The sequence below is a fragment of the Methylobacterium sp. D48H genome (assembly GCF_053345715.1).
In genome coordinates, this window is record NZ_JBKFAP010000005.1 from 63,445 (window position 1) to 82,184 (window position 18,740).

Sequence of the window (18,740 nt, forward strand, 5' to 3'; positions counted from 1 at the left end):
CCACACCCATCCACACCGGTCCACAACCGTGCGTCAGTCCGCGCGCGGCTCTGCTGTAGCCATTTTGGATATTTTGCGCTTGACGCGTATCCGTATCGGCTACATGATCTGCCCATCGACGCTCACCGAGCCGATGGAGCTCCAGATGCTCACCGCCTACCTCGACAATCTTCAGCACGCCTCGGCCGGCGCCCAGATCACCGGTTGCGTCCTGAGCTTCATGGCTCTTGGCCTTGGTCCGTTCGTGCCCGGCTTCGTCGCCGATCACGTCCGCGCGTACCGGGCGGTGCGGTGATGGCCGACGGTATCGACCTTCGCCCGCTCAATCTCCGCCCGCGTGAGTTGCAGGTCCTGCAATGGGCTCGCCGAGCCTGGGATCTCGTCGAGAACGGCCACGCTCTCGTCTCTCCGAACCAGATCAAATCCGCGCAGCGGCTCATCGACCGCGGCTTTCTGACCAAGGCGGACACGACGTGCTCGCCACCGGCAGACTGGTTCTTCCCTGTCGTGCTGACCCCCGAGAACGTCGAGGCTATCGCCCGCGCCGCGGAGGCCGCCTGACCATGGCACACCTCGACATCCCCGCCGGCTACCAGATCAGCGGCTCTCCCGCCGGCTACGCCGCGCACAGCCCCTACGGCCTGATCCGCGACGACTTCGACTGCTGGGCCGAGGCCTGTTTCGCCGCCCAGGACCACGCCGATTCCCTCGCGCTGGAGGCCGCCGACGAGCTGGCCGCCATCGCGGATTTCGAGGCCGATCAGTTCCGCGAGGCCGCATGAACGCCCAGCACCCTTTCCGCGCGCAGTTCGGCACCCTGGCCGCGCCCGCCGAGCCGCTGCCCAGCGCGTCCGAGGCGCTCGGGCGCCTGGAATCTTCCCTCGCGATCCTCGACGCGATCAGCGAGTCCACGCTTTCGGCGGTCCACCACCTGGAGCGGGCGACGATTGCCGGCGCCGGACAGCGCGCCGACATGGGCCGCCTGGAGGACGTCGCTGCGAAGCTGGCCGCCGCCGCCCGCCGCGCCGAGGCCGCCCGCGCCCGCGTCGCCGACAAGCTGGCGGGTGCGCGATGAGCTGCGCCGTCCGCCCCGCCCCCGACCATCAGGCGTTCATCGCCCTGGTCGACCGCCACGCCGCCGCGTTCGGCGTGCCGAGCTACAGCGAACTGGTCCGCGCCATCCACGCGCAGGACCAGCGCGCTGCCGAGCTTTACGCCGCCCTGCGCACCACCACCGAGCACGCGGCGGCCGCGCAGGTCCTGCTCCTCAACACCGGCTTGGACCAGCCGCGCGAGACGCTGGACTGCGTGCTCGAGGAGGCGCTGGAGCGCGCCACTGCCGGCACCATGGCCGGGAACATCGCGCTCTTCACCGCCGAGACCCGCGTCGACCTCGACGGGCGCGACGACGTCACCGTGCTCGCCGATGCCCGCACCCGGCTCCGGGCCGCCGGGAGGCGCCTGTGACCCTCCCTCCCTTCACCCACACCGAGGCCGTGATGACCCGCTCCGTGCTCCCCTTCGAGATGCGCGAGCCCCGCGCCATCACGCCCGCCCAGCGCGCGACCTTCCTCGGCGTTCGGGCTCCGGTCCGCGTCTGCGAGAGCACCCTGCGCGGCCTCGCCGACGCTGACGGGACGGTGTTCGCGCTGATCCTGTCCACCGGCTCGCCGGGCATGGACCGCGAGCGGGCCGAGATGCTCGCCGCCGCCATCAACGCTGGGCTCGGCGTCGCCGGGCATGCCTCTCCGGCGGAGGCGTGACCGCCATGGCCCTGCTCGCCCCCGACGCACCCGTGCGCCCGTCCACCGTGCGCATCCACGCCGACCTCTACCAGGGCACCGACGAGTGGATCGCGGCCCGCTGCGGGATGCTCACCGCCAGCGAGATGTCGCTGATCCTTACGCCGACCCTCAAGGCGGCCAGGAACGAGAAGGAGCGGGCGCACCTCTACGAGCTGCTCGCCCAGCGCATCACCAAGTTCGTCGAGCCCCGGTACGTCAGCGAAGACATGCTGCGCGGCCGGGACGACGAGGTCGAGGCGCTCACCCTCTACGCGCGGCACTACGCCGAGACCGAGACCGTCGGCTTCATCACCAACGACCGCTGGGGCTTCACGCTCGGCTACTCGCCCGACGCGCTGGTCGGCGCCGACGGCCTCGTCGAGTGCAAGTCGCGCCGGCAGAAGTACCAGGTCGAGACGTTCCTGGTGCACGTCGTCGAGGACACGATCCCGGCCGAGTACGTCCTCCAGATCCAGACCGGTCTCCTCGTCGCCGAGCGGTCGTGGTGTGACCTCGTCTCGTATTCTGGCGGCCTGCCGCTCGCGCGGATCCGCGCCTACCCGGACGAGAAGATCCAGCAGGCGATCGTCGACGCAGCCGGCGACTTCGAGCAGCGCCTCCGCGACGCCCACGACCGCTACCGCGAGGCCATCGCCGGCGCGATCCCGACCCAGCGCATCGAACGGGAGATCATGGCGTGATCGACATCTCGCAGACCTGCGCCCCGAAAAGTGACCAGCTCAACGCTGACGATCTGATCGGCGGCCCGCGCACCATCACGGTCACGCGCGTGTCGAAGATGAAGGAGGCGGACCAGCCGATCGCGATCTACTTCGAGGGCGACGGCGGCAAGCCGTACAAGCCCGGCAAGTCGATGCGCCGCGTGCTCCTGCGGATCTGGGGCCAGGACGGCACCGCATACGCTGGCCGGCGGATGACGCTCTACCGGGACGACGCCGTGCAGTTCGGCGGCGTGGCCGTCGGAGGCATCCGGATCAGCCACATGTCGGGGATCTCCTCGGCGGTGACGATGGCGCTCACCGAGAAGCGCGCGAGCCGCAAGCCATTCACCGTGAAGCCGCTGGCCGAGGAGCGCGCACCGCCGCCGGAGAGGCCGAGGAACGATGCGCCCCCGGCCGGCGACGAGCAGGAGGCCCCGCGCCAGCCGTCCTCGCGCGAGCGCCTGTACGCCGCCGCCCGGACCGAGGCCGCGAAGGGCAGCGACGCCCTGCGTGCCTTCCGCGCCGACCTCGACCCGCGGGCCGACCGCGCCCTCGACGACATCGCCGACGAGCTCGAGCGGATCACCGCCTCAGCGGACGTCGCCGACGACGACGATTTTCCCGGCTTCGCGCCGAACGAAGAGAGGGCGGCGTGATGCTGATCCGTGTCGTTGATCTCGAAACTACCGGGTTCGAGCCGCCCGAGGCCGGTGTCTGCGAGGTGGGTTGGTGCGACCTCGCCGCGGCGAGCCGGGACGAGGCCGGTGCCCCGACCGGCTGGCGTGTCGAGGGCGGCCTGTGGTCCTTCGTGAACCCGGGCCACCCGATCACGCCCGCCACGTCGGCGGTGCACCACATCGTCGACGAGGACGTGGCGGACGCGCGCCCGTGGGAGCGGGTTCTCCCGGGCGTTCTGACGACGGCCGCGCCGATCGTCGCCCTGGCCGCGCACTCGGCGAAGTTCGAGCGGCAGTGGTTCACCGACGAGGTGACCGGCGGCCTGCCCTGGATCTGCACGTACAAGTGCGCCCTGCGGCTGTGGCCGGACGCGCCGCTGCACTCGAACATGGGCCTGCGCTACTGGCGCCGGCCGGAGGGCCTGGACCGCGCCCAGGCTGCGCTCGCGCACCGGGCCTACCCAGACGCCTACGTCACCGCGCACCACCTGCGCGACCTCCTCGCCCTCGCGCCGATGGAGGATCTGATCCGCTGGTCGAGCGAGCCGGCGCTCCAGGTCCGATGCCACATCGGCAAGAACCGCGGCCTGCTCTGGTCGGAGGTCGACTTCAGCTTCCTCCAGTGGGTCGCCGACCGCGACTTCGACGAGGACGTGCTCTTCACGGTCCGCCACGAGATGCAGCGCCGCCGGGCGGCGTGGGCGGCCGAGGAGAAGGCTGAGCGCGAGCGGGAGGGCATCGCCTAATGGCCCGCTACGTCCTCGAAGGCGAATGGTCCGGCTACTCGTCGTCCCAGCGCCGCGTCGTCCACCGCGAGACGATCAACGAACGCCGCCGGGCCCGGTACGAGGGCCGCGCCGGCCTGTTCGCGGTCCGGTTCACGGACGGCACCCTGCTGGAGCTTCGCGTCCGCCCGGTCCGCCGGGGCGAGAAGGTCGAGACGCTCCTCGGCTACGGCTCCCTGATCTGCGAGGCCGAGGCGAGCACGGCGACGTGCTTCCAGGTCCGGCCGATCACCTCCGATGAGGAGGTCGCTTGATGGCCTGCGACTGCATCGACGTCATGGATGCCAAGCTGGCCGAGCACAACACTCGGCTGGTCGGGACCCTCGTGTTCCCGCGCGACGGGTCGCCCAGCTACACGAAGGTCACCCTCAGCACCGAGAAGCTGAACACTCGTAGCCGGGTGGTCGCGACCGCGTGGGCGACCTTCTGCCCGTTCTGCGGCGAGCGGTACGTGCCCCTCACGGCCGTCGCTGAGGAGGCCGCCTGATCATGGCGACCATCTTCTGCGCCGACTGCGGCACCGAATGCGCCCTGGTCGACGGTCGCGACGTCGACGCGCGCGACCCCGAGATCGCCGACGTGTGGGTCTGGGCCTGCCCGGTGTGCCCCGCATCGTGGGCGCACCAGACGAAGGACGGCGGCTGCGTCGGGCTCCCGGCCGGACAGGCGACGGTGAACGCGCGTGCCCTGCTGCGCCTCCAGGTGGTGGTGCCGCTCGTCCGGCAGGCGCCGCCGAACGAGCAGGTCCTGGCCGCGTCCCGGGTCCGCGCCTTCCTCGCCGACCATCTGGATATGGCCGACCAGGAGGGGCTTCTCGCGCACCTCAACCTGGATCAGCTCCGGCAGGCTTGGCGCGTCCTTCACGCGGCGACCTACGACGACGTGCGGATCTGGGCCCGGCAGCACCGCGGTACGAAGCGGCCAGTCCCGGCCACCGGGGAGGGCGTCGCGGCATGACGGTCCGCATCCTCGTCGGCGATGTGCGCGAGCAGCTCCGCGCCCTGCCGGACGCCTACTTCGACAGTGTCGTGACCAGCCCGCCGTATTGGGGGCTGCGCGACTATGGCGTCGCTGGCCAGATCGGGCTTGAGCGGACGCTGGGCGAGCACCTTGCCGTCATGGTCGACGTGTTCCGTGAGGTCCGTCGCGTGCTCAAGCCGCGCGGCACTCTCTGGCTGAACTACGGCGACTGCTACGCCGCGACGCCGAACGGGCGCGCGGCTGCCGACGTGGTCGGTGACGATCGGACCTTCCGGGACAAGCCCTTCTCGACAGTCGGGCCGGTCTACCAAGTCGACGACAGCGAGCGGCAGCAGAGCCGCCGGGGGCGCAGCGGCAATCTCGGGAACGGCGGCATCAACGGCATCGGCATCCCGAACGGGCGCGTGGTCGCCGGCGGCTACCTGAAGCCGAAGGACCTCTGCATGATCCCGAACCGGCTGGCGATCGCCCTGCAGGACGATGGCTGGTGGGTCCGCTCGGAGATCATCTGGCACAAGCCGAACCCGATGCCGGAGTCGGTCTATGACCGGCCCACCACCGCGCACGAGAAGGTCTGGCTCCTCACCAAGAGCGAGGACTACTTCTACAACCACGAGGCCATCCGCGAGCCGGTGACCGGCGGCGCGCACGTCCGCGCGGCGGCCCGCGGTACCGACACGGGTGTCGGCTGGGGACGCCTCGACCGCCTCGACCCGGATCAGCAGGACCGCGGGCGGGATCGCGTGAAGCGGCCCGGGCCGAACAGCAGGCAGAACGTCGATCGAGGGCCGGTTTCGCGAAAGCCCGGCGTCACGCCGAAATCGGCGCCCGAGGACTCCAACATCCGGGCGAAGGGCAGCTTCCACGCCAGCACGACGCAGCTCGTGACCAGCCGCAACGCCCGGAACGTCTGGACGATCGCGCCGAAGGCCTACCGGGAAGCGCACTTCGCCACGTTCCCGCCGGCTCTGGCCGAGCGGTGCATCAAGGCCGGCGTCCCTGCACAGGCCTGCGGGCTCTGCGGCGCCGCCCTCCCGCACCCGCGGTGCGAGGGCCTCTGCCAGTTTGCCGAGCCGGTGCCCGGGCGTGTGCTCGACCCGTTCGGTGGTGCCGGCACGGTCGGGCTGGTCGCGGCCGCGCTCGGCCTCGACGCAACGCTGATCGAGCTGAACCCCGAATACGCCGCCATGGCTGAGCGGCGGGTCGCGGCGGGCCGGGCCCTCCCCCAGTCGGCCGATTCCGGAGAGGCGGCATGAACGCGCCCGCACCGATCCTCCGCGGCTCGCGGCAGCACGACCTCTTCGCGCTGACGGCCGAGCGCCTGGTCTACGACGACGCGATCCAGCTCACGCTCGACTCGATGAAGCTCTACGGCCCCAAGCACGAGCACTGGGCCATCGCGTGGTCGGGCGGCAAGGACTCGACGGCGGTGCTCACCGTCATCGTGCACCTGATCGTGGCCGGCCGGCTCGCGCCGCCGAAGACGCTGACGGTGCTCTACGCCGACACGCGCATGGAGCTGCTGCCGCTCTGGATCGCGGCCGAGGCGATCCGCAAGCAACTCGAAGCCTACCCCTGGATCCGCACCCGAGTCGCGATGGCGCCGATCGACGACCGGCTCCTCGTCTACATGCTCGGCCGGGGCGTGCCGCCGCCCTCGAACACGTTCCGCTGGTGCACCGGCCAGATCAAGGTCGAGCCGATGGAGGCCGCGCTCGAAGAGGTGTTGGCCGGCCTCGACGGCCAAATCCTGCTCATCACCGGCGTGCGGGAGGGTGAAAGCGCGCTGCGCGATCAGCGCATCACGATGTCCTGTTCGAAGGACGGGGCCGAGTGCGGGCAGGGCTGGTATCAGCAAGTCTTGCCGAACGCGAAGGGTGTCCGTGGCCGCCTCGCCGTGCTCGCGCCGATCCTGCATTGGCGGGTGTGCAACGTCTGGGACTGGCTACGGGTCTACGCGCCGATGCGCGCCTATGGCGGCTGGGCCACCGCGGCGATCGCCGACGCCTATGGCGGAGACGAGGCCGAGGAGAAGAACGCCCGGACTGGCTGTATCGGCTGCTCGCTGACCGAGACCGACAAGGCGCTCGACACGGTGATCGCGCTGCCGATGTGGTCGTACCTCGCGCCGTTGAAGCGACTGAAGCCGATCTACCGCCAGCTCCGGCTCCCGAAGAACCGGCTCCGCCAGCCCGGCTGGGAGCGCCGCAAGGACGGGTCGATCGCCGCGAACCCGCAGCGCATGGGCCCGATCACGCTGGACGCCCGGCGCGACGCGCTCGCCCAGGTCCTGGCGATCCAGAGCGAATGCAACGTCGCGGCCCGCCAGCTCGGCCGGCCCGAGGTCGACATCCTCAACCCCGAGGAGGTCGCCCGCATCGAGGAGCTGATCCGGCTGGAGACCTGGCCGCAGGGCTGGACCGGTCGCGAGCCCCGCGCCGACGTCCCGCTCGATGCCGTCTTCCCGGACGGAACCGTGCAGCCGCTTCTCATCACCGACCATCCCGCCTTCACGATCGCGGAGTAGCCCCATGGCCGAGTCCAGCACCATCACGCGCGAGATGATCGAGGCCGGCGCGCGGGCCCTGTACCTGAAGGATCGCGGCGTCCCCGACGATGCATGGGGACGCGACCTCCCCGAGAGCACCATGGAGTTGTGGCGCGGCTATGCCCGCGCCGCGCTGACGGCCTCTGCCGCGGCGATGTTCGGCGCCAAGCGCCAGCCCCACTACACCCACGCCAGCGCCGGCTTGGTGGGCATGTCTGCCACCCTGCACCTCCGCGACGGCTCGCTGGAGCTCGTCTTCAAGGACGAGGAGCTGGACTTCATCAACGAAGAGGGGCGCGACCTCTACGTGGCGCACATCGAGGCGTCCGAGGTGATCCACCTCCGGCAGTGGCTGATCGACTTCCTGCCGGCGTCCGAGGCCGAGATCAGCGCGGGGTATGGCGTGGCGCCGCCCGTGAGCGTCACCGTACCCGCGCCCGGCAGCGAGGAGCGCCTCTTCTGGCTGGAGGCGGCCGAGCAGCACGGCTTCGAGAGCACCAGTGGCGAGGAGGAGTTGCCCGCCTTCGACCCGCCCGCCTACTTCGCCACCGAGGACGAGGTGCTGAAGCTCATGGCCGCGGCCCGCGAGCAGGGTCGGAAGGACGTGCTCCACGCCCTCGCGACGGGCGGCGCCCCGACCTTCCGCGCCGGCGACGTCGTCCGGCACAAACCTTCCGGCGAGACATGGACGGTGGCTTACTCCGATCCGGTCTCGAACAACCTCGCCTGGTGCGGCTGGCCAGACGGGGCCGCGCGGGTCACCGACTGCGAGCTGGTCGAGGCCGCGACCGACGAACAGCACCGCGGCACGCTGCGCGAGGTGATCAAGGCCGGCGGCACCCGCGCGGCGGCGGCGCAGCGGCTCTACGGCGATCCAGACCAGGTGACCGAGGAGGCCGCCCGTGGCTGAGACCTCATCCATCGAGTGGACCGACGCGACTTGGCAGATCGTGACCGGGTGCACCATCGACACCCCGGGCTGCACGAACTGCTATGCGATGAAGCTCGCCGGCACCCGCCTGCGGCATCATCCGTCCCGGTCTGGCCTCACGCGAGAGACCAAGGCTGGGCCGGTCTGGACGGGCGAGGTCCGGTTCAATGAGCAGTGGCTGCTCCAGCCGCTGCTCTGGGCCCGCGGGCGCAACATCTTCGTCGCCGCCCATGGCGACCTCTTCCACCCCGGCGTGGCCGACGAGGTTCTGGACCGGATCTTCGCCGTCATGGCGGCCTCGTCGCAGCACACCTTCCAGGTGCTCACGAAGCGCGCCAGCCGGATGCGGGCGTACCTGTCGGCACCCGACCGCGTGTCGCGGATCATCACTGTGCTTGAGGCGCTCTCCCAGGAGATCGGGCCCGGCAGGAACAGCCGCGACCCGCGGGGCGGCGCGGGCTGGAATTGCTACGCGGCGGCTGAGAACCTGAAGCTCGGGAACGAGCAGAGTTCCTGGCCGCTCTGGCCGCTGAAGAACGTCTGGCTGGGCGTCTCCGCCGAGGATCAGCGCCGGGCTGACGAGCGCGTGCCGGACCTCTTGGCGACGCCGGCCGCGGTGCGGTTCGTGTCGGCCGAGCCGCTGTTAGGACCGATCGACTTCCGCACTCTGAAGCCGGGCCCCGCTGAGATCTCGCTCGACGCACTCACTGGCGCGTTCACGGCGACCGCCTCATTCGCGGGCGGGCTCGCCAATTATCAGGCCGGCCTGGATGCGCTGCCGCCGCTCCCGTCACTGCGCCCCGGCCTCGACTGGATCATCGTGGGCGGCGAGAGCGGCCCCGGCGCGCGGCCGATGCACCCGGACTGGGCGCGCCAGATCCGGGATGCCTGTGCAGCCGCGGGGGTGGCCTTCCTATTCAAGCAACACGGGGCCTGGGCGCCATACGCGCGCGGCACGTATCGCCGGGAGGGCGAGCTGCTGCTGATGGGTGACGTCACCCATGCCGAAATTAAGCGCCTTGACGATGAAGGCGCGATCCAACTCTGGCCAGACGGCGGCACGAACCACGTCATGGCACCCGTCGCGGACAGCACGATCATGCGCCGCGTCGGCAAGAAGGCGGCCGGCCGGCTCCTCGACGGCGTCGAGCACAACGGATTCCCGGAGGTGCGCCCGTGACCCCCGCCCAGAAGCAAGCCCTCCAGCATCTCCACCACCGCGGCGGCGAGGGCGCGATTGACCGGCACGGCTCCGTCGTGGCCGGCGGCGTCCGGCTCCAGTTCCTGGCCGACACGTGGCTGCGGCTGATGACGACCGGCCACGTCGAGCCGCGTGGGCCGATGCGGCTCGGGCTGACGGACCTCGGGCGCGAGGCTGCCTCTCCCGATCCCGTGAAGCTGCCCGGCGGTGGCGGCTTCAGCGGCGGCCACGTGCCATCTCATCCAGGAGCAGAGTGATGGTCGCCTACAGCTTCAAGAAGCAATTCGGCCCGCCGATCCTGGCCGGCACGAAGGCGCAGACGATCCGCGCCGACCGGAAGCGCCACGCCCGGCCGGGCGAGCTTGTGCAACTCTTCACCGGCATGCGGACGCGGCAGTGCCGGCGGCTTGGTGAGAGCCGGTGCGTCGAGGTCCTGCCGGTGCGAATGGCCTTCTCCAAGCGCGGCGCCGCCGAGCTGATGCAGGTCGGCGAGCGCTACCTCGTCACCGGCGGCCAGATGGACGCTTTCGCCCGGGCAGACGGGTTCGCGGACCTTGAGGCCATGGCCCGCTTCTGGTGGGCCGAGCATCCGCCCGAGGGCGGTAACGTCCTCACCTTCGAGGGCATCCTCATCCGCTGGCAACCGCTCGCCCCGGCCGACGCCCTCGACATCGCGGGGGCGGCATGACGAAGCGCGCCCCGAAGCCCCTCCCGCCGCCGACCGACGACGAGCGCCGCCGCGCGGGCGAGGCTGCCCAGGCCCTGCGCGCGGCCATTGCCGACCCGTCGACCATGGGCGCGAAGACCGCGGCGCACGTCGACCTCGCGCGCCCGCGCCGCGGCGAATGGTGGGAGAGCTGGGCGAACCTGCCCGGCTTCCTCCGGATCAACGGGAAGCGCGGCCGCTACATCCACGTCCTGCTGCCCGGCTGGAGCTACACCCAGCGCGAGATCCGCGCCGAGATGATCCCGGACCTCGAGGCGCTGGCAGAGCGCGGCGAGCGGCCGACCGAGGACACGAGCGGGAGGGCCGCATGACGAGCGACGACGCCTTCATGATGCTGGCCGGCGTCCGGTATTGCCTGGGCCGCCACAGCTACGCGCCGAGCCTGTGCTGCGACTGGCTGAAGGCGAAGTGGCCGCAGATCAGCGCGGGCGACCAGGTGCAGATCGTCCGCGAGATCCGCGAGCACATCGCCGGGGTCGAGGAGGGCCGCTGGCACAACGTGCAGGCGGGCTGGGAGAGCGACCTGCGCACGTGGCAGGCCTTCCGCGCCTGGGCGACCGCGGACAGGAGCGGGAGGTCAGCATGAACCGCCGCGTCTACGCCGAGGACACGAAGGTCACGACCGCGCAGAGCCGCGCGCAGATCGAGACCCTGCTGCGGAAGGCGGGCGCCAACCGGATCGTCACCATGGACGAGGCCCTGGAGGCGGTGGTCGCCTTCATGCTGGCCGGCCGGCTGATCCGGCTCCGGATCGAGATCCCGGGCGACGCCAGCGAGCAGAAGCGCTGGGCAATCTGGCGGGCGATCCATCTGGTGGTGAAGGCCAAGATCGAGGCCGTCGCGCAGGGCATCACCACCGTGGAGCAGGAGTGGCTCGCGCACGTCGTTCTGCCCGACGGCAGCACGGTCGGCGACTGGGTCGAGCCGCAGCTCCAGGTCGCCTACGACAAGGGCCAGATGCCGACCGACACGCTGATGCTGGAGGGCCCGCGCTGATGCCCCGAGAGCAGTTGGCCAGCGCCGCCGACCTGGTGCGCGAATTCGGCTTCACCGAACGGCACTGGATCCGTCAGGCTGCAGCCGGGCGAATCCCCGGCGCTCGACAGCCGTTCGGTCCGCGGTCATCGTGGGTATTCGACCTGCGTGCCGTGCGTCAGTGGTGGGATGCTTCGACGAGGACGGTGCCAGAATGGCCGACATCTACCTCCGCGGTAAGACGTGGTGGGGCCGGGTCCAGAAGAACGGCCAGGACATCAGATCTTCCCTCCAGACGCGATCTCAAAGCGTCGCGCGCGAGCGTCTTAAAGTCTGGCTTGACGAGCTAGAGGCGTCGGGCTGGGGCGCGAAGCCCCGGTTGACCTTGAATGCCGTCATGGACGCCTTCCAGATCGAGCACGGTCCGAGCCTGCGCCCAAAGACGCTAAAGCGGTACGGCATCTCGATCGACTGGCTGGACGCGTTCTTCGGCGACAAGCTCCTGCTCGCGCTGCGGCCGGCTGACCTGAAGGATTTCGAGACGGATCGCCGCTCGAAGGGCGCCAGCGCGCCGACGGTCCGCCGAGACCTCGCCACCCTCAGCACGATCTTCAGCTTCGCCATCGAGAAGGAATGGGCGGATTCCAACCCCGTCACGGCCTTCATCAAGCAGCGGTCGAAGCGGGGCCTGCGCGAGAATGAGCCACGCCGGCGGTACCTCACCCGAGCCGAGGAGACGAAGCTCCTGGCCAACGCCATGCCTTACGTGCGCGATGCGATGGTGTTCGCCATCTACTCGGGCCTTCGCACTGAGGAGCAGTTCTCGCTCACCTGGGACCGGGTCAACCTCGACAACCGCGAGGTGGTAATCCCGAAAACGATCGCGAAGGCGAAGCGCGACCGGACCGTGATCCTGCTCGACGAGGCCATTGATGTGTTGAGGCGGACGCCGCGGCACATGCGCAGCACCTACGTCTTCCATCACGGCCTCGCCGTGAAGGCGGCCGGCGCCCAGCAGGTGCGTCTCGTGCGGCCGACCCGGGCAGCCAAGGATGGAGACCGCTTCATCCACCTTCTGCGCGGTCTGAAGGAGGCGGCGCGGCGCGCCGGGATCAAGGACCTCCGCTGGCACGACCTCCGGCGCACACACGGATGCCGGCTCCTCCAGGAGCACGGATGGTCGCTCGAAATGGTCAAGGATCAGCTCGGCCATCAGAGCGTGGTCCAGACCGAGAAGGCCTACGCCTTCCTGGAGGTCGAAAGCCGGCGCGCCGCCGCGTCCCGCACAAAAGTCGGCACAGGTTGATGGGCTATCTTCTCACCCTCTGGGAACCGGTTTGCCGGAAGACGCGCGGCCGCTGTTACTACTGCGGCTGGAAGCAAGCTGCCGTCGTGCGGCCAGGGGAGGGGCTCACCGTCGACCATGTCGTGCCGCGCTGTCGGGGAGGGGGCGACGAGATGGAAAACCTCGTTCCGGCCTGCCGTACCTGCAACTCGATCAAGGGCAAGCGCACGATCGAGGAGGCGCGTCACAACTTCACCATCGCGCAGCTCGGCTGGCCGCCGTTCACGCGGGACATGATCGCCTGGATGACCCAGCGCGGGATGGACCTGCGTCCCTACTTCGAGCATAGGCTCTGGTTCGAGCGCCGCACAAAACCCGGCACATCAGGTGGTGGTACAGATCCAAATATTCAGGCAGCCGAATAGCTTACTGCGTGCGTCTACTGGCTTTTGGTACCGCCATTCCCAGGTTCGAATCCTGGCGCCCCAGCCAAATTTCCCAAGGGAAACAGGACCTTCGGTGCCGGGACTGAGCGGGCCCGCCGGAACGCGCAGTGTCGCCCCGCGGCACGAGAATCCGCACGGTCCCGAACGGCCCGCGGGCCGTCCGGCGCCGGCGCTCCGCACCGTGAGGCCGAGACGACCGCTGTGGAGAGCGAGACCGCGACGGCTGAGCCCATCACGTTCCCGACAGGCCACCACGTCGACGTGGCCGAGGCCATCGAAATGCGCTCTCAGGCGACGAGCCTCCGCGCCGGCGCTGCGCCGCTCGTGGCCGAGAGCGCGATCAACATGAGTTTCCCGAGGACGACATGAGCGACGTGCCCGATCCGAAGCGGAAGACGATCGCCGACAGCGTGCTGGTTCGTCTCAGCACGTTCGCGTTGGGCATCGGCCTGTACGACGGCATCGCCCGGAGCATCGTCGAGAAGGCGGTCGCCGACATGCCGGAGGCCACCGTCGAGCAGATCGCGGCGGCGGCGCGGATGATGATGCTGTTCGTGTCGGGCTGAGAGCGGTACATGGCCGGGACAGCGACCCTGCTGGCGTATCCGGTGAAGGGATGACCGCGTGATCCTGCCTCCCCTCCGCCGGACGGCGGCCGACGCGCGGACGGTGGCCACCGTCGCCCACGACGGCCAGGTCGACAAGGGCGGCAGGCCGTATATCGAGCATCTTGCGCGCGTGGCTGCCGGCGTGCTCGGGCTGTCGGAAGGGTGCCCGTTCTGGTCCGACCTGGAGCGGGACGAGGCGCTGCAGGCCGCGTGGCTGCACGATGTGGTCGAGGACACCCGCTACGGGTTCGGCGACTTGGCCAAGGAGGGATTCAGCGACAACGTGCTGACCTCGGTCGCCATGCTGACGAAGCCCGGAGGTCGCGTCACCTACGCGGCCTGGATCAACAACATCGCGAAAGTGGGCACCCTCCGGGCGACCCTCGTCAAGCTCGCCGACCTCGAGGACAATTCGGATCCCGGGCGTCTGGCGCTCCTGCCCGCGGAGACCCGCGAGCGGCTTCATCTCAAGTACGAGCCGGCCAAGGCAATCCTGCGCGCGGCGGCGGCGGCGAAGGGCTGGCTCGGTTCACCGACGACGGTCGAAGGCAGCGGGCCGCGTTAGCCCCGCGCCTTGCCCATGCGGCGAAGCTTCGCGCGACCGGCACCGTCCCGCTGTCACGGCCGCGGCATGCGCGGCGACCCGCGCCGCGACACCCCTGATAGCTCGGCGCCGAACCGCCCGCGCGCGTGCACCGCAACAGCGAAGCCGCCGTCGACGGTCAGATGGAGAAGCCGCTCGTCCATCTCGGTCAGCATGGTGTCGGGCTTCACGCGATCGACCAGCCCGTCATTGATCGAGGTCGGCCAGACGACGTGCACCTCCCGGAATGTCTCGGCGAACAGGATCGTCAGCATGAACGGCGCCCGGTGGCCGAAGCTGTCCCCGAAGAGCAGCGGCCGCCCGCGACCAAGGCCCGGACAATCGAGGGAAGGTCAAATCATCCTCTTCCCAGATCTTGGACGTGCGCCAGCGCACGCGATTTACAATGCTCGCGGTTCGCGCGCGGATGAAGAGCCGATCATGTGAACGTTAATACAAGGGGCCTCGATCTCTGGGGGCATCGCGTGAGCCGCACGTATCCGAACACTCGCAGAGGGCGAGCTTTGCTGTTCAGCCGTCAAGCTGAGCCGACCATTCGGACGTCGGATCTGGTGGGAGCCACGGCCGGGGTCGCACTCCTGGGCGGCCTGTGCTTGCTGCTCGTGGCCCTGCTCACGAGCGAGGCCCAGGGATTTACGGATCTCACGTCGATCCTCACGGACAGCTAGAGCAATACCCGACCCTGTTGCGGCCGGACGCGCGCGCGCTTCCGGGCCGCGTGACGGAGTCGCGCATCCCGGTCAGGCTGCCGCACCTCGCGCGGGCGGCACCGCTCCCCCGGCGCGGGCTCCGGCGAGGCGCCCGTTCCCGGCAGCGGCGAGGCTGCGGGTTCCAGGTCCCGGCCGTTCGTCCCGCCCCGACCCGCCTCGGCCCTCGACCGCGCGCCGGATTCCTGCACGATGGGCGATCGGGACGCGCGGACGAGGGCAGCGCCCGCTGCCCTGGCGCGGGACAGCACTCCAGAAGACCATCGCGGCTCGGCGGGAGGCGGTTTCGCGGCGCCCGAGGGGCACGCGGCGATCGCCGACGGCGGTTCGCACAGGCGTTCGGTCGGAAGAGCGTTGAATCGCGGCCGCCATTCGGAAAGGCTCGCTCCGCCCGATCCGCATCGCCCCCCGGAGGTGAAGACCCTGTGCCGCACGCGACCGAACTGATCGCCATCATCGCCCTCGGGCTGACCCTCGCCTTCATCTGCGGGATGGTCGCGCAGCGCCTCAGGCTGCCGCCGCTGGTCGGGTACCTGGTCGCGGGCGTCCTCGTCGGCCCCTACACGCCGGGCTTCGTGGGCGACAGCAACCTCACGGGCCAGCTCGCCGAGATCGGCGTCATCCTGCTGATGTTCGGGGTCGGGCTGCACTTCTCGTTCAAGGACCTGATGGCCGTGCGCGCGATCGCCCTGCCCGGAGCGGTGGTGCAGATCGCGGCGGCGACCGCCATGGGGATCGGCCTCGCCTTCGCCTGGGGCTGGACCCTCGGGCAGGGCCTGGTCTTCGGCCTCGCCCTCTCCGTCGCGAGCACGGTGGTCCTGCTCCGCGCGCTGGAGGAGCGCGGCCTCCTCGACACGGACAACGGCCGCATCGCGGTGGGCTGGCTCATCGTCGAGGATCTGGCGATGGTGCTGACCCTCGTGGTCCTGCCCGCCCTCGCGCCCTCGCTCGGGGGCGAGGCCCGGGGCCTCGGGCACGGCACGGCCCACGCCCTCACGGACCTCGTCGCCCAGCTCGTCGGACCGGAGTACGCGCAGAGCCTCGCGCTCACCGTCGTTCTGACGCTCGCCAAGGTCGCGGTCTTCGCGGGGCTGATGCTGGTGGGCGGACGCCGCTTCGTGCCCTGGCTGCTCGACCAGGCGGCGCGCACCGGCTCGCGGGAGCTGTTCACCCTCGCGGTCCTGGCCCTGGCCCTGGGCATCGCCTTCGGCTCGGCGGAGCTGTTCGGGGTCTCCTTCGCCCTCGGGGCCTTCTTCGCCGGGATGGTGCTCGCCGAGTCCGATCTCAGCCATCAGGCGGCCGCCGATTCGCTGCCGCTGCAGGACGCCTTCGCGGTCCTGTTCTTCGTGTCGGTCGGGATGCTGTTCGATCCGGGGATCCTCCTGCGCGCGCCGCTCTCGGTCCTGGCGGTGCTCGGCGTCATCATGGTCGGCAAGTCCCTCGCGGCCGTCGCCATCGTGCTGGCCTTCCGGCACCCGCTGGGCACGGCCCTGACGATCGCCGCGAGCCTCGCCCAGATCGGCGAGTTCTCCTTCATCCTGGTATCGCTCGGCCTGTCGCTGAAGCTGCTGCCCGAGGAAGGGCGCAACCTGATCCTGGGCGGAGCCCTGCTGTCGATCACGCTGAACCCGCTCTTCTTCGCCCTGGCAGCGCGGATCGAGCAGGTCTTCGCCGACCGGCCGGACCTCGCCGCCCGCTTCGCGCGCAAGGGCGCGGCCGACGTCGCCATCTCGGGCGGGGAGCCGCCGCGACGGGACCACGTCGTGATCATCGGCTTCGGGCGCGTCGGCAGCAGCATCGGCGCGACGCTGGAGACCTGGGACCTGCCCTACGTGGTGGTGGAGCGCGACCGGCGCCGCGTGCTGGCCCTGCGCGCGGCCGGCACGCAGGCCGTGTTCGGCGACGCGACCGCGCCCGGCATCCTCGAAGCGGCCGGTATCGGCACCGCGCGCCTGCTCGTCGTCGCCACGCCCGACGCGCATCAGGCCCGTCGCCTCGTCGAGGCCGCGCGCGCCGCCAACCCGGGGATCGACACCGTGGTCCGCACGCACAGCGAGGCGGAACGTCGGCATCTCGAGGAGGACGGCGTCGGCCTCGTGCTGATGGGCGAGCGGGAGCTTGCCCTCGGCATGTCCTTCTACGCGCTGCGCAGTCTCGGCGTGCGCGAAGGCGAGGCGCGCGTCTTCATCGACACGGCGCGCGCGGAGAGCCGGAGCGACGCGGAGGTCACGGTCGGGCCGGTGAAGGGGACCCCCGAGCTGCGCCATCAGCACGACCGCGACGGGGCGGACCTGTCGTGACGCGGGACCGCGGGGGCGGCCCGGTCGTGGCCGCTCCCACACGGGGCCGCGGCGGATGTCGGCAGCCGGGGGGCCGCCGTCAGAGGTAGCTCAGGACCGGCGATGTCGAGGCCCGCTTCAGGCGCACCATGGCGCGGCACGCCAGCCAGAGGGGAACGCTCACGGCGGCCGCGACGAGCCAGAGCGCGAGGGGCGAGCCGGCCTCCACCCGTCCCGACGCCCCGGCGAGGCCCAGCGCCACCGCGCCGTCGTAGAGGACGCGCAGCAGCGCGAGGTGGAGCAGGTAGAAGAACAGCGGCGCGCCGCCGAAGACGCGCAGGCCGCCGAGGAGCCGCTGCGGCATCACCTCGAACAGCGCCAGCAGGCCGAGACCGAGGCCGAGGGTCAGCAGCAGGAAGTCGGCCGAGGGCGGGTACTTGGTCAGGTTGACGAAGGACAGCACCGTGGCGAGCGGCGTGGCCCCCGCCTGCCACGGCACCGGCTCGCCGTAGCCGTTGAGCCCGCGCAGGACGAGGAAGCCGACCAGGGCGGCCGCCCCCAGCCCGAGGAGCCCCGCGCGTCGGCGCGCGGCGTCGACACCGCCGGCGAAGAGCCGCCCCAGGGCGTAGCCGGCCGCGATCACGCCGATCCAGGGCAGGAGCGGGTACGAGGTCCGCGCCAGCCCGCCCCAGGGCAGCGCGATCATCCCGCGCTGGTGCAGGATCGACCAGAGCACGTAGCCGGACTCGTCCGCCCGGATCGCGACCCCGTCCAGCAGGTTGTGGCCGAGCATGAGCACCAGGGCCCCGGCCACGAGGGCGGCCCGCGGCAGCCAGAGCAGGCCGGCCAGCGCCACCATGCAGAGACCGATCACCCAGATCACCTGCAGGTACAGGATCGGCGGCCGGACGCTGCCGGCCCAGGCGACGTTGACGAGCGTCACTTCCAGCAGGATCAGGAGCAGACCGCGCTTGAGCAGGAAGGCGGCGGTCGCCCGCGCGCCGTGCCTCTGCCCGTAGAGGCACGCCGAGAGGCCGGTGAGCAGGACGAAGACCGGCGCGCAGAGGTGCGAGGCAGCCCGTGTCAGGACCAGGTCGGGCGGCGTCGCGGCGAGGTCCATCGGGTCGCGGACCTGCGCGTGAAGGTAGAAGAACTCCCGCACGTGGTCGACGAGCATCAGCAGCATCACCAGCCCGCGCAGGGCGTCGATGGAGCCGACGCGCCGCGATGCCGCCGGACCGCCGGGCGCGGCGGCGGGCGCCCAGGACGATGCGACCATCAGGAGCGCGCCACCGTGCCGAGGGTGCCCCGCGGGGGAGTGCCGATGTCGGCTCGGACACCGCCGGCGATCGCGCGGAATGCCGGCGTCCATCGAGCGGCGCGGTCCTGGCGGCGGCTCGCACGGGCACCGGCCTGCGCGCGGAGGGCCTGCGGATCGGTGATCAGGACGTTCTCCTGCGCGAGGGGCCGTGGCGCGTCG

29 protein-coding genes are annotated in these 18,740 nt (G+C 70.9%); 27 read left to right on the forward strand and 2 right to left on the reverse strand.

Going from position 1 to position 18,740, the window contains the following annotated elements; translation table 11 throughout:
* Positions 1-79: 79 nt before the first annotated feature.
* The 26 genes from ACLBX8_RS12045 (at position 80) to ACLBX8_RS12170 (ending at position 14,235) form a co-directional block, all read left to right on the forward strand.
* A complete protein-coding gene (locus ACLBX8_RS12045; protein WP_447715201.1) occupies positions 80-295 on the forward strand; it encodes a hypothetical protein in 216 nt (71 codons plus the stop codon).
* The gene (locus ACLBX8_RS12050) at positions 295-561 is read left to right on the forward strand and encodes a hypothetical protein (protein ID WP_447715202.1); all 267 of its coding nucleotides are present in this window, start codon (positions 295-297) and stop codon (positions 559-561) included. The genes ACLBX8_RS12045 and ACLBX8_RS12050 overlap by 1 nt, the downstream gene beginning before the upstream one ends.
* Before the next feature lie 2 nt (positions 562-563).
* Positions 564-782 (forward strand): hypothetical protein, encoded by a 219-nt coding sequence (locus ACLBX8_RS12055; protein WP_447715203.1) that lies wholly within the window; start codon positions 564-566, stop codon positions 780-782.
* A complete protein-coding gene (locus ACLBX8_RS12060) occupies positions 779-1,075 on the forward strand; it encodes a hypothetical protein (protein WP_447715204.1) in 297 nt (98 codons plus the stop codon). Before ACLBX8_RS12055 ends, ACLBX8_RS12060 begins: the two co-directional genes overlap by 4 nt.
* Positions 1,072-1,467, forward strand: coding sequence for a hypothetical protein (locus ACLBX8_RS12065; RefSeq protein WP_447715205.1), 396 nt, complete (start codon positions 1,072-1,074; stop codon positions 1,465-1,467). Before ACLBX8_RS12060 ends, ACLBX8_RS12065 begins: the two co-directional genes overlap by 4 nt.
* On the forward strand, positions 1,464-1,763 hold the full coding sequence (locus ACLBX8_RS12070; RefSeq protein ID WP_447715206.1) for a hypothetical protein: 300 nt from the start codon (positions 1,464-1,466) through the stop codon (positions 1,761-1,763). Before ACLBX8_RS12065 ends, ACLBX8_RS12070 begins: the two co-directional genes overlap by 4 nt.
* Positions 1,764-1,768: 5 nt before the next feature.
* Entirely contained in the window at positions 1,769-2,485 is a 717-nt protein-coding gene (locus tag ACLBX8_RS12075; protein WP_447715207.1) for a lambda exonuclease family protein, read from the forward strand.
* Complete coding sequence (locus ACLBX8_RS12080) at positions 2,482-3,162, forward strand: hypothetical protein (RefSeq protein WP_447715208.1); 681 nt, start codon at positions 2,482-2,484, stop codon at positions 3,160-3,162. The genes ACLBX8_RS12075 and ACLBX8_RS12080 overlap by 4 nt, the downstream gene beginning before the upstream one ends.
* Entirely contained in the window at positions 3,162-3,929 is a 768-nt protein-coding gene (locus tag ACLBX8_RS12085; RefSeq protein ID WP_447715278.1) for a DNA polymerase III subunit epsilon, read from the forward strand. The genes ACLBX8_RS12080 and ACLBX8_RS12085 overlap by 1 nt, the downstream gene beginning before the upstream one ends.
* Positions 3,929-4,222 carry a hypothetical protein gene (locus ACLBX8_RS12090; RefSeq protein WP_447715209.1) on the forward strand — a complete coding sequence of 98 codons (294 nt, stop codon included), beginning with the start codon at positions 3,929-3,931 and terminating at the stop codon, positions 4,220-4,222. The genes ACLBX8_RS12085 and ACLBX8_RS12090 overlap by 1 nt, the downstream gene beginning before the upstream one ends.
* Positions 4,222-4,455 (forward strand): hypothetical protein, encoded by a 234-nt coding sequence (locus tag ACLBX8_RS12095; RefSeq protein ID WP_447715210.1) that lies wholly within the window; start codon positions 4,222-4,224, stop codon positions 4,453-4,455. Before ACLBX8_RS12090 ends, ACLBX8_RS12095 begins: the two co-directional genes overlap by 1 nt.
* Positions 4,456-4,457: 2 nt before the next feature.
* Positions 4,458-4,925 carry a hypothetical protein gene (locus tag ACLBX8_RS12100; protein ID WP_447715211.1) on the forward strand — a complete coding sequence of 156 codons (468 nt, stop codon included), beginning with the start codon at positions 4,458-4,460 and terminating at the stop codon, positions 4,923-4,925.
* On the forward strand, positions 4,922-6,205 hold the full coding sequence (locus tag ACLBX8_RS12105) for a DNA-methyltransferase (protein ID WP_447715212.1): 1,284 nt from the start codon (positions 4,922-4,924) through the stop codon (positions 6,203-6,205). Before ACLBX8_RS12100 ends, ACLBX8_RS12105 begins: the two co-directional genes overlap by 4 nt.
* Entirely contained in the window at positions 6,202-7,476 is a 1,275-nt protein-coding gene (locus ACLBX8_RS12110; protein ID WP_447715213.1) for a phosphoadenosine phosphosulfate reductase domain-containing protein, read from the forward strand. The genes ACLBX8_RS12105 and ACLBX8_RS12110 overlap by 4 nt, the downstream gene beginning before the upstream one ends.
* Positions 7,477-7,480: 4 nt before the next feature.
* Complete coding sequence (locus ACLBX8_RS12115; protein WP_447715214.1) at positions 7,481-8,407, forward strand: hypothetical protein; 927 nt, start codon at positions 7,481-7,483, stop codon at positions 8,405-8,407.
* Positions 8,400-9,608 (forward strand): phage Gp37/Gp68 family protein, encoded by a 1,209-nt coding sequence (locus tag ACLBX8_RS12120; protein WP_447715215.1) that lies wholly within the window; start codon positions 8,400-8,402, stop codon positions 9,606-9,608. Before ACLBX8_RS12115 ends, ACLBX8_RS12120 begins: the two co-directional genes overlap by 8 nt.
* Positions 9,605-9,886, forward strand: a complete 282-nt coding sequence (locus ACLBX8_RS12125) for a hypothetical protein (protein ID WP_447715216.1) — start codon at positions 9,605-9,607, stop codon at positions 9,884-9,886. The genes ACLBX8_RS12120 and ACLBX8_RS12125 overlap by 4 nt, the downstream gene beginning before the upstream one ends.
* Positions 9,886-10,317, forward strand: a complete 432-nt coding sequence (locus tag ACLBX8_RS12130; protein ID WP_447715217.1) for a hypothetical protein — start codon at positions 9,886-9,888, stop codon at positions 10,315-10,317. Before ACLBX8_RS12125 ends, ACLBX8_RS12130 begins: the two co-directional genes overlap by 1 nt.
* Positions 10,314-10,667: a hypothetical protein gene (locus ACLBX8_RS12135; RefSeq protein WP_447715218.1), complete on the forward strand. Its 354-nt coding sequence runs from the start codon at positions 10,314-10,316 to the stop codon at positions 10,665-10,667. Before ACLBX8_RS12130 ends, ACLBX8_RS12135 begins: the two co-directional genes overlap by 4 nt.
* The gene (locus tag ACLBX8_RS12140) at positions 10,664-10,942 is read left to right on the forward strand and encodes a hypothetical protein (protein ID WP_447715219.1); all 279 of its coding nucleotides are present in this window, start codon (positions 10,664-10,666) and stop codon (positions 10,940-10,942) included. The genes ACLBX8_RS12135 and ACLBX8_RS12140 overlap by 4 nt, the downstream gene beginning before the upstream one ends.
* Complete coding sequence (locus ACLBX8_RS12145; protein ID WP_447715220.1) at positions 10,939-11,352, forward strand: hypothetical protein; 414 nt, start codon at positions 10,939-10,941, stop codon at positions 11,350-11,352. The genes ACLBX8_RS12140 and ACLBX8_RS12145 overlap by 4 nt, the downstream gene beginning before the upstream one ends.
* Before the next feature lie 193 nt (positions 11,353-11,545).
* Entirely contained in the window at positions 11,546-12,637 is a 1,092-nt protein-coding gene (locus ACLBX8_RS12150) for a tyrosine-type recombinase/integrase (protein WP_447715221.1), read from the forward strand.
* The gene (locus ACLBX8_RS12155; protein ID WP_447715222.1) at positions 12,637-13,041 is read left to right on the forward strand and encodes an HNH endonuclease; all 405 of its coding nucleotides are present in this window, start codon (positions 12,637-12,639) and stop codon (positions 13,039-13,041) included. The genes ACLBX8_RS12150 and ACLBX8_RS12155 overlap by 1 nt, the downstream gene beginning before the upstream one ends.
* 222 nt (positions 13,042-13,263) lie before the next feature.
* Positions 13,264-13,431 (forward strand): hypothetical protein, encoded by a 168-nt coding sequence (locus tag ACLBX8_RS12160; RefSeq protein WP_447715223.1) that lies wholly within the window; start codon positions 13,264-13,266, stop codon positions 13,429-13,431.
* Positions 13,428-13,628: a hypothetical protein gene (locus ACLBX8_RS12165; RefSeq protein ID WP_056532440.1), complete on the forward strand. Its 201-nt coding sequence runs from the start codon at positions 13,428-13,430 to the stop codon at positions 13,626-13,628. Before ACLBX8_RS12160 ends, ACLBX8_RS12165 begins: the two co-directional genes overlap by 4 nt.
* Before the next feature lie 58 nt (positions 13,629-13,686).
* Positions 13,687-14,235 (forward strand): metal-dependent phosphohydrolase, encoded by a 549-nt coding sequence (locus ACLBX8_RS12170; RefSeq protein WP_447699168.1) that lies wholly within the window; start codon positions 13,687-13,689, stop codon positions 14,233-14,235.
* Between the two features lie 53 nt (positions 14,236-14,288).
* Here ACLBX8_RS12170 and ACLBX8_RS12175 read toward each other — a convergent pair whose 3' ends face one another.
* The gene (locus tag ACLBX8_RS12175; protein WP_447699167.1) at positions 14,289-14,528 is read right to left on the reverse strand and encodes a hypothetical protein; all 240 of its coding nucleotides are present in this window, start codon (positions 14,526-14,528) and stop codon (positions 14,289-14,291) included.
* An 878-nt stretch (positions 14,529-15,406) separates the two neighbouring features.
* Between ACLBX8_RS12175 and ybaL the strand changes: the two genes are divergently transcribed.
* Positions 15,407-17,281 carry a YbaL family putative K(+) efflux transporter gene (gene ybaL / locus ACLBX8_RS12180; protein ID WP_056532444.1) on the forward strand — a complete coding sequence of 625 codons (1,875 nt, stop codon included), beginning with the start codon at positions 15,407-15,409 and terminating at the stop codon, positions 17,279-17,281.
* A 79-nt stretch (positions 17,282-17,360) separates the two neighbouring features.
* On the opposite strand, the gene ACLBX8_RS12185 is transcribed toward ybaL, so the two are convergent.
* Positions 17,361-18,539 (reverse strand): DUF1624 domain-containing protein, encoded by a 1,179-nt coding sequence (locus ACLBX8_RS12185; protein WP_447699166.1) that lies wholly within the window; start codon positions 18,537-18,539, stop codon positions 17,361-17,363.
* Positions 18,540-18,740 lie beyond the last annotated feature (201 nt).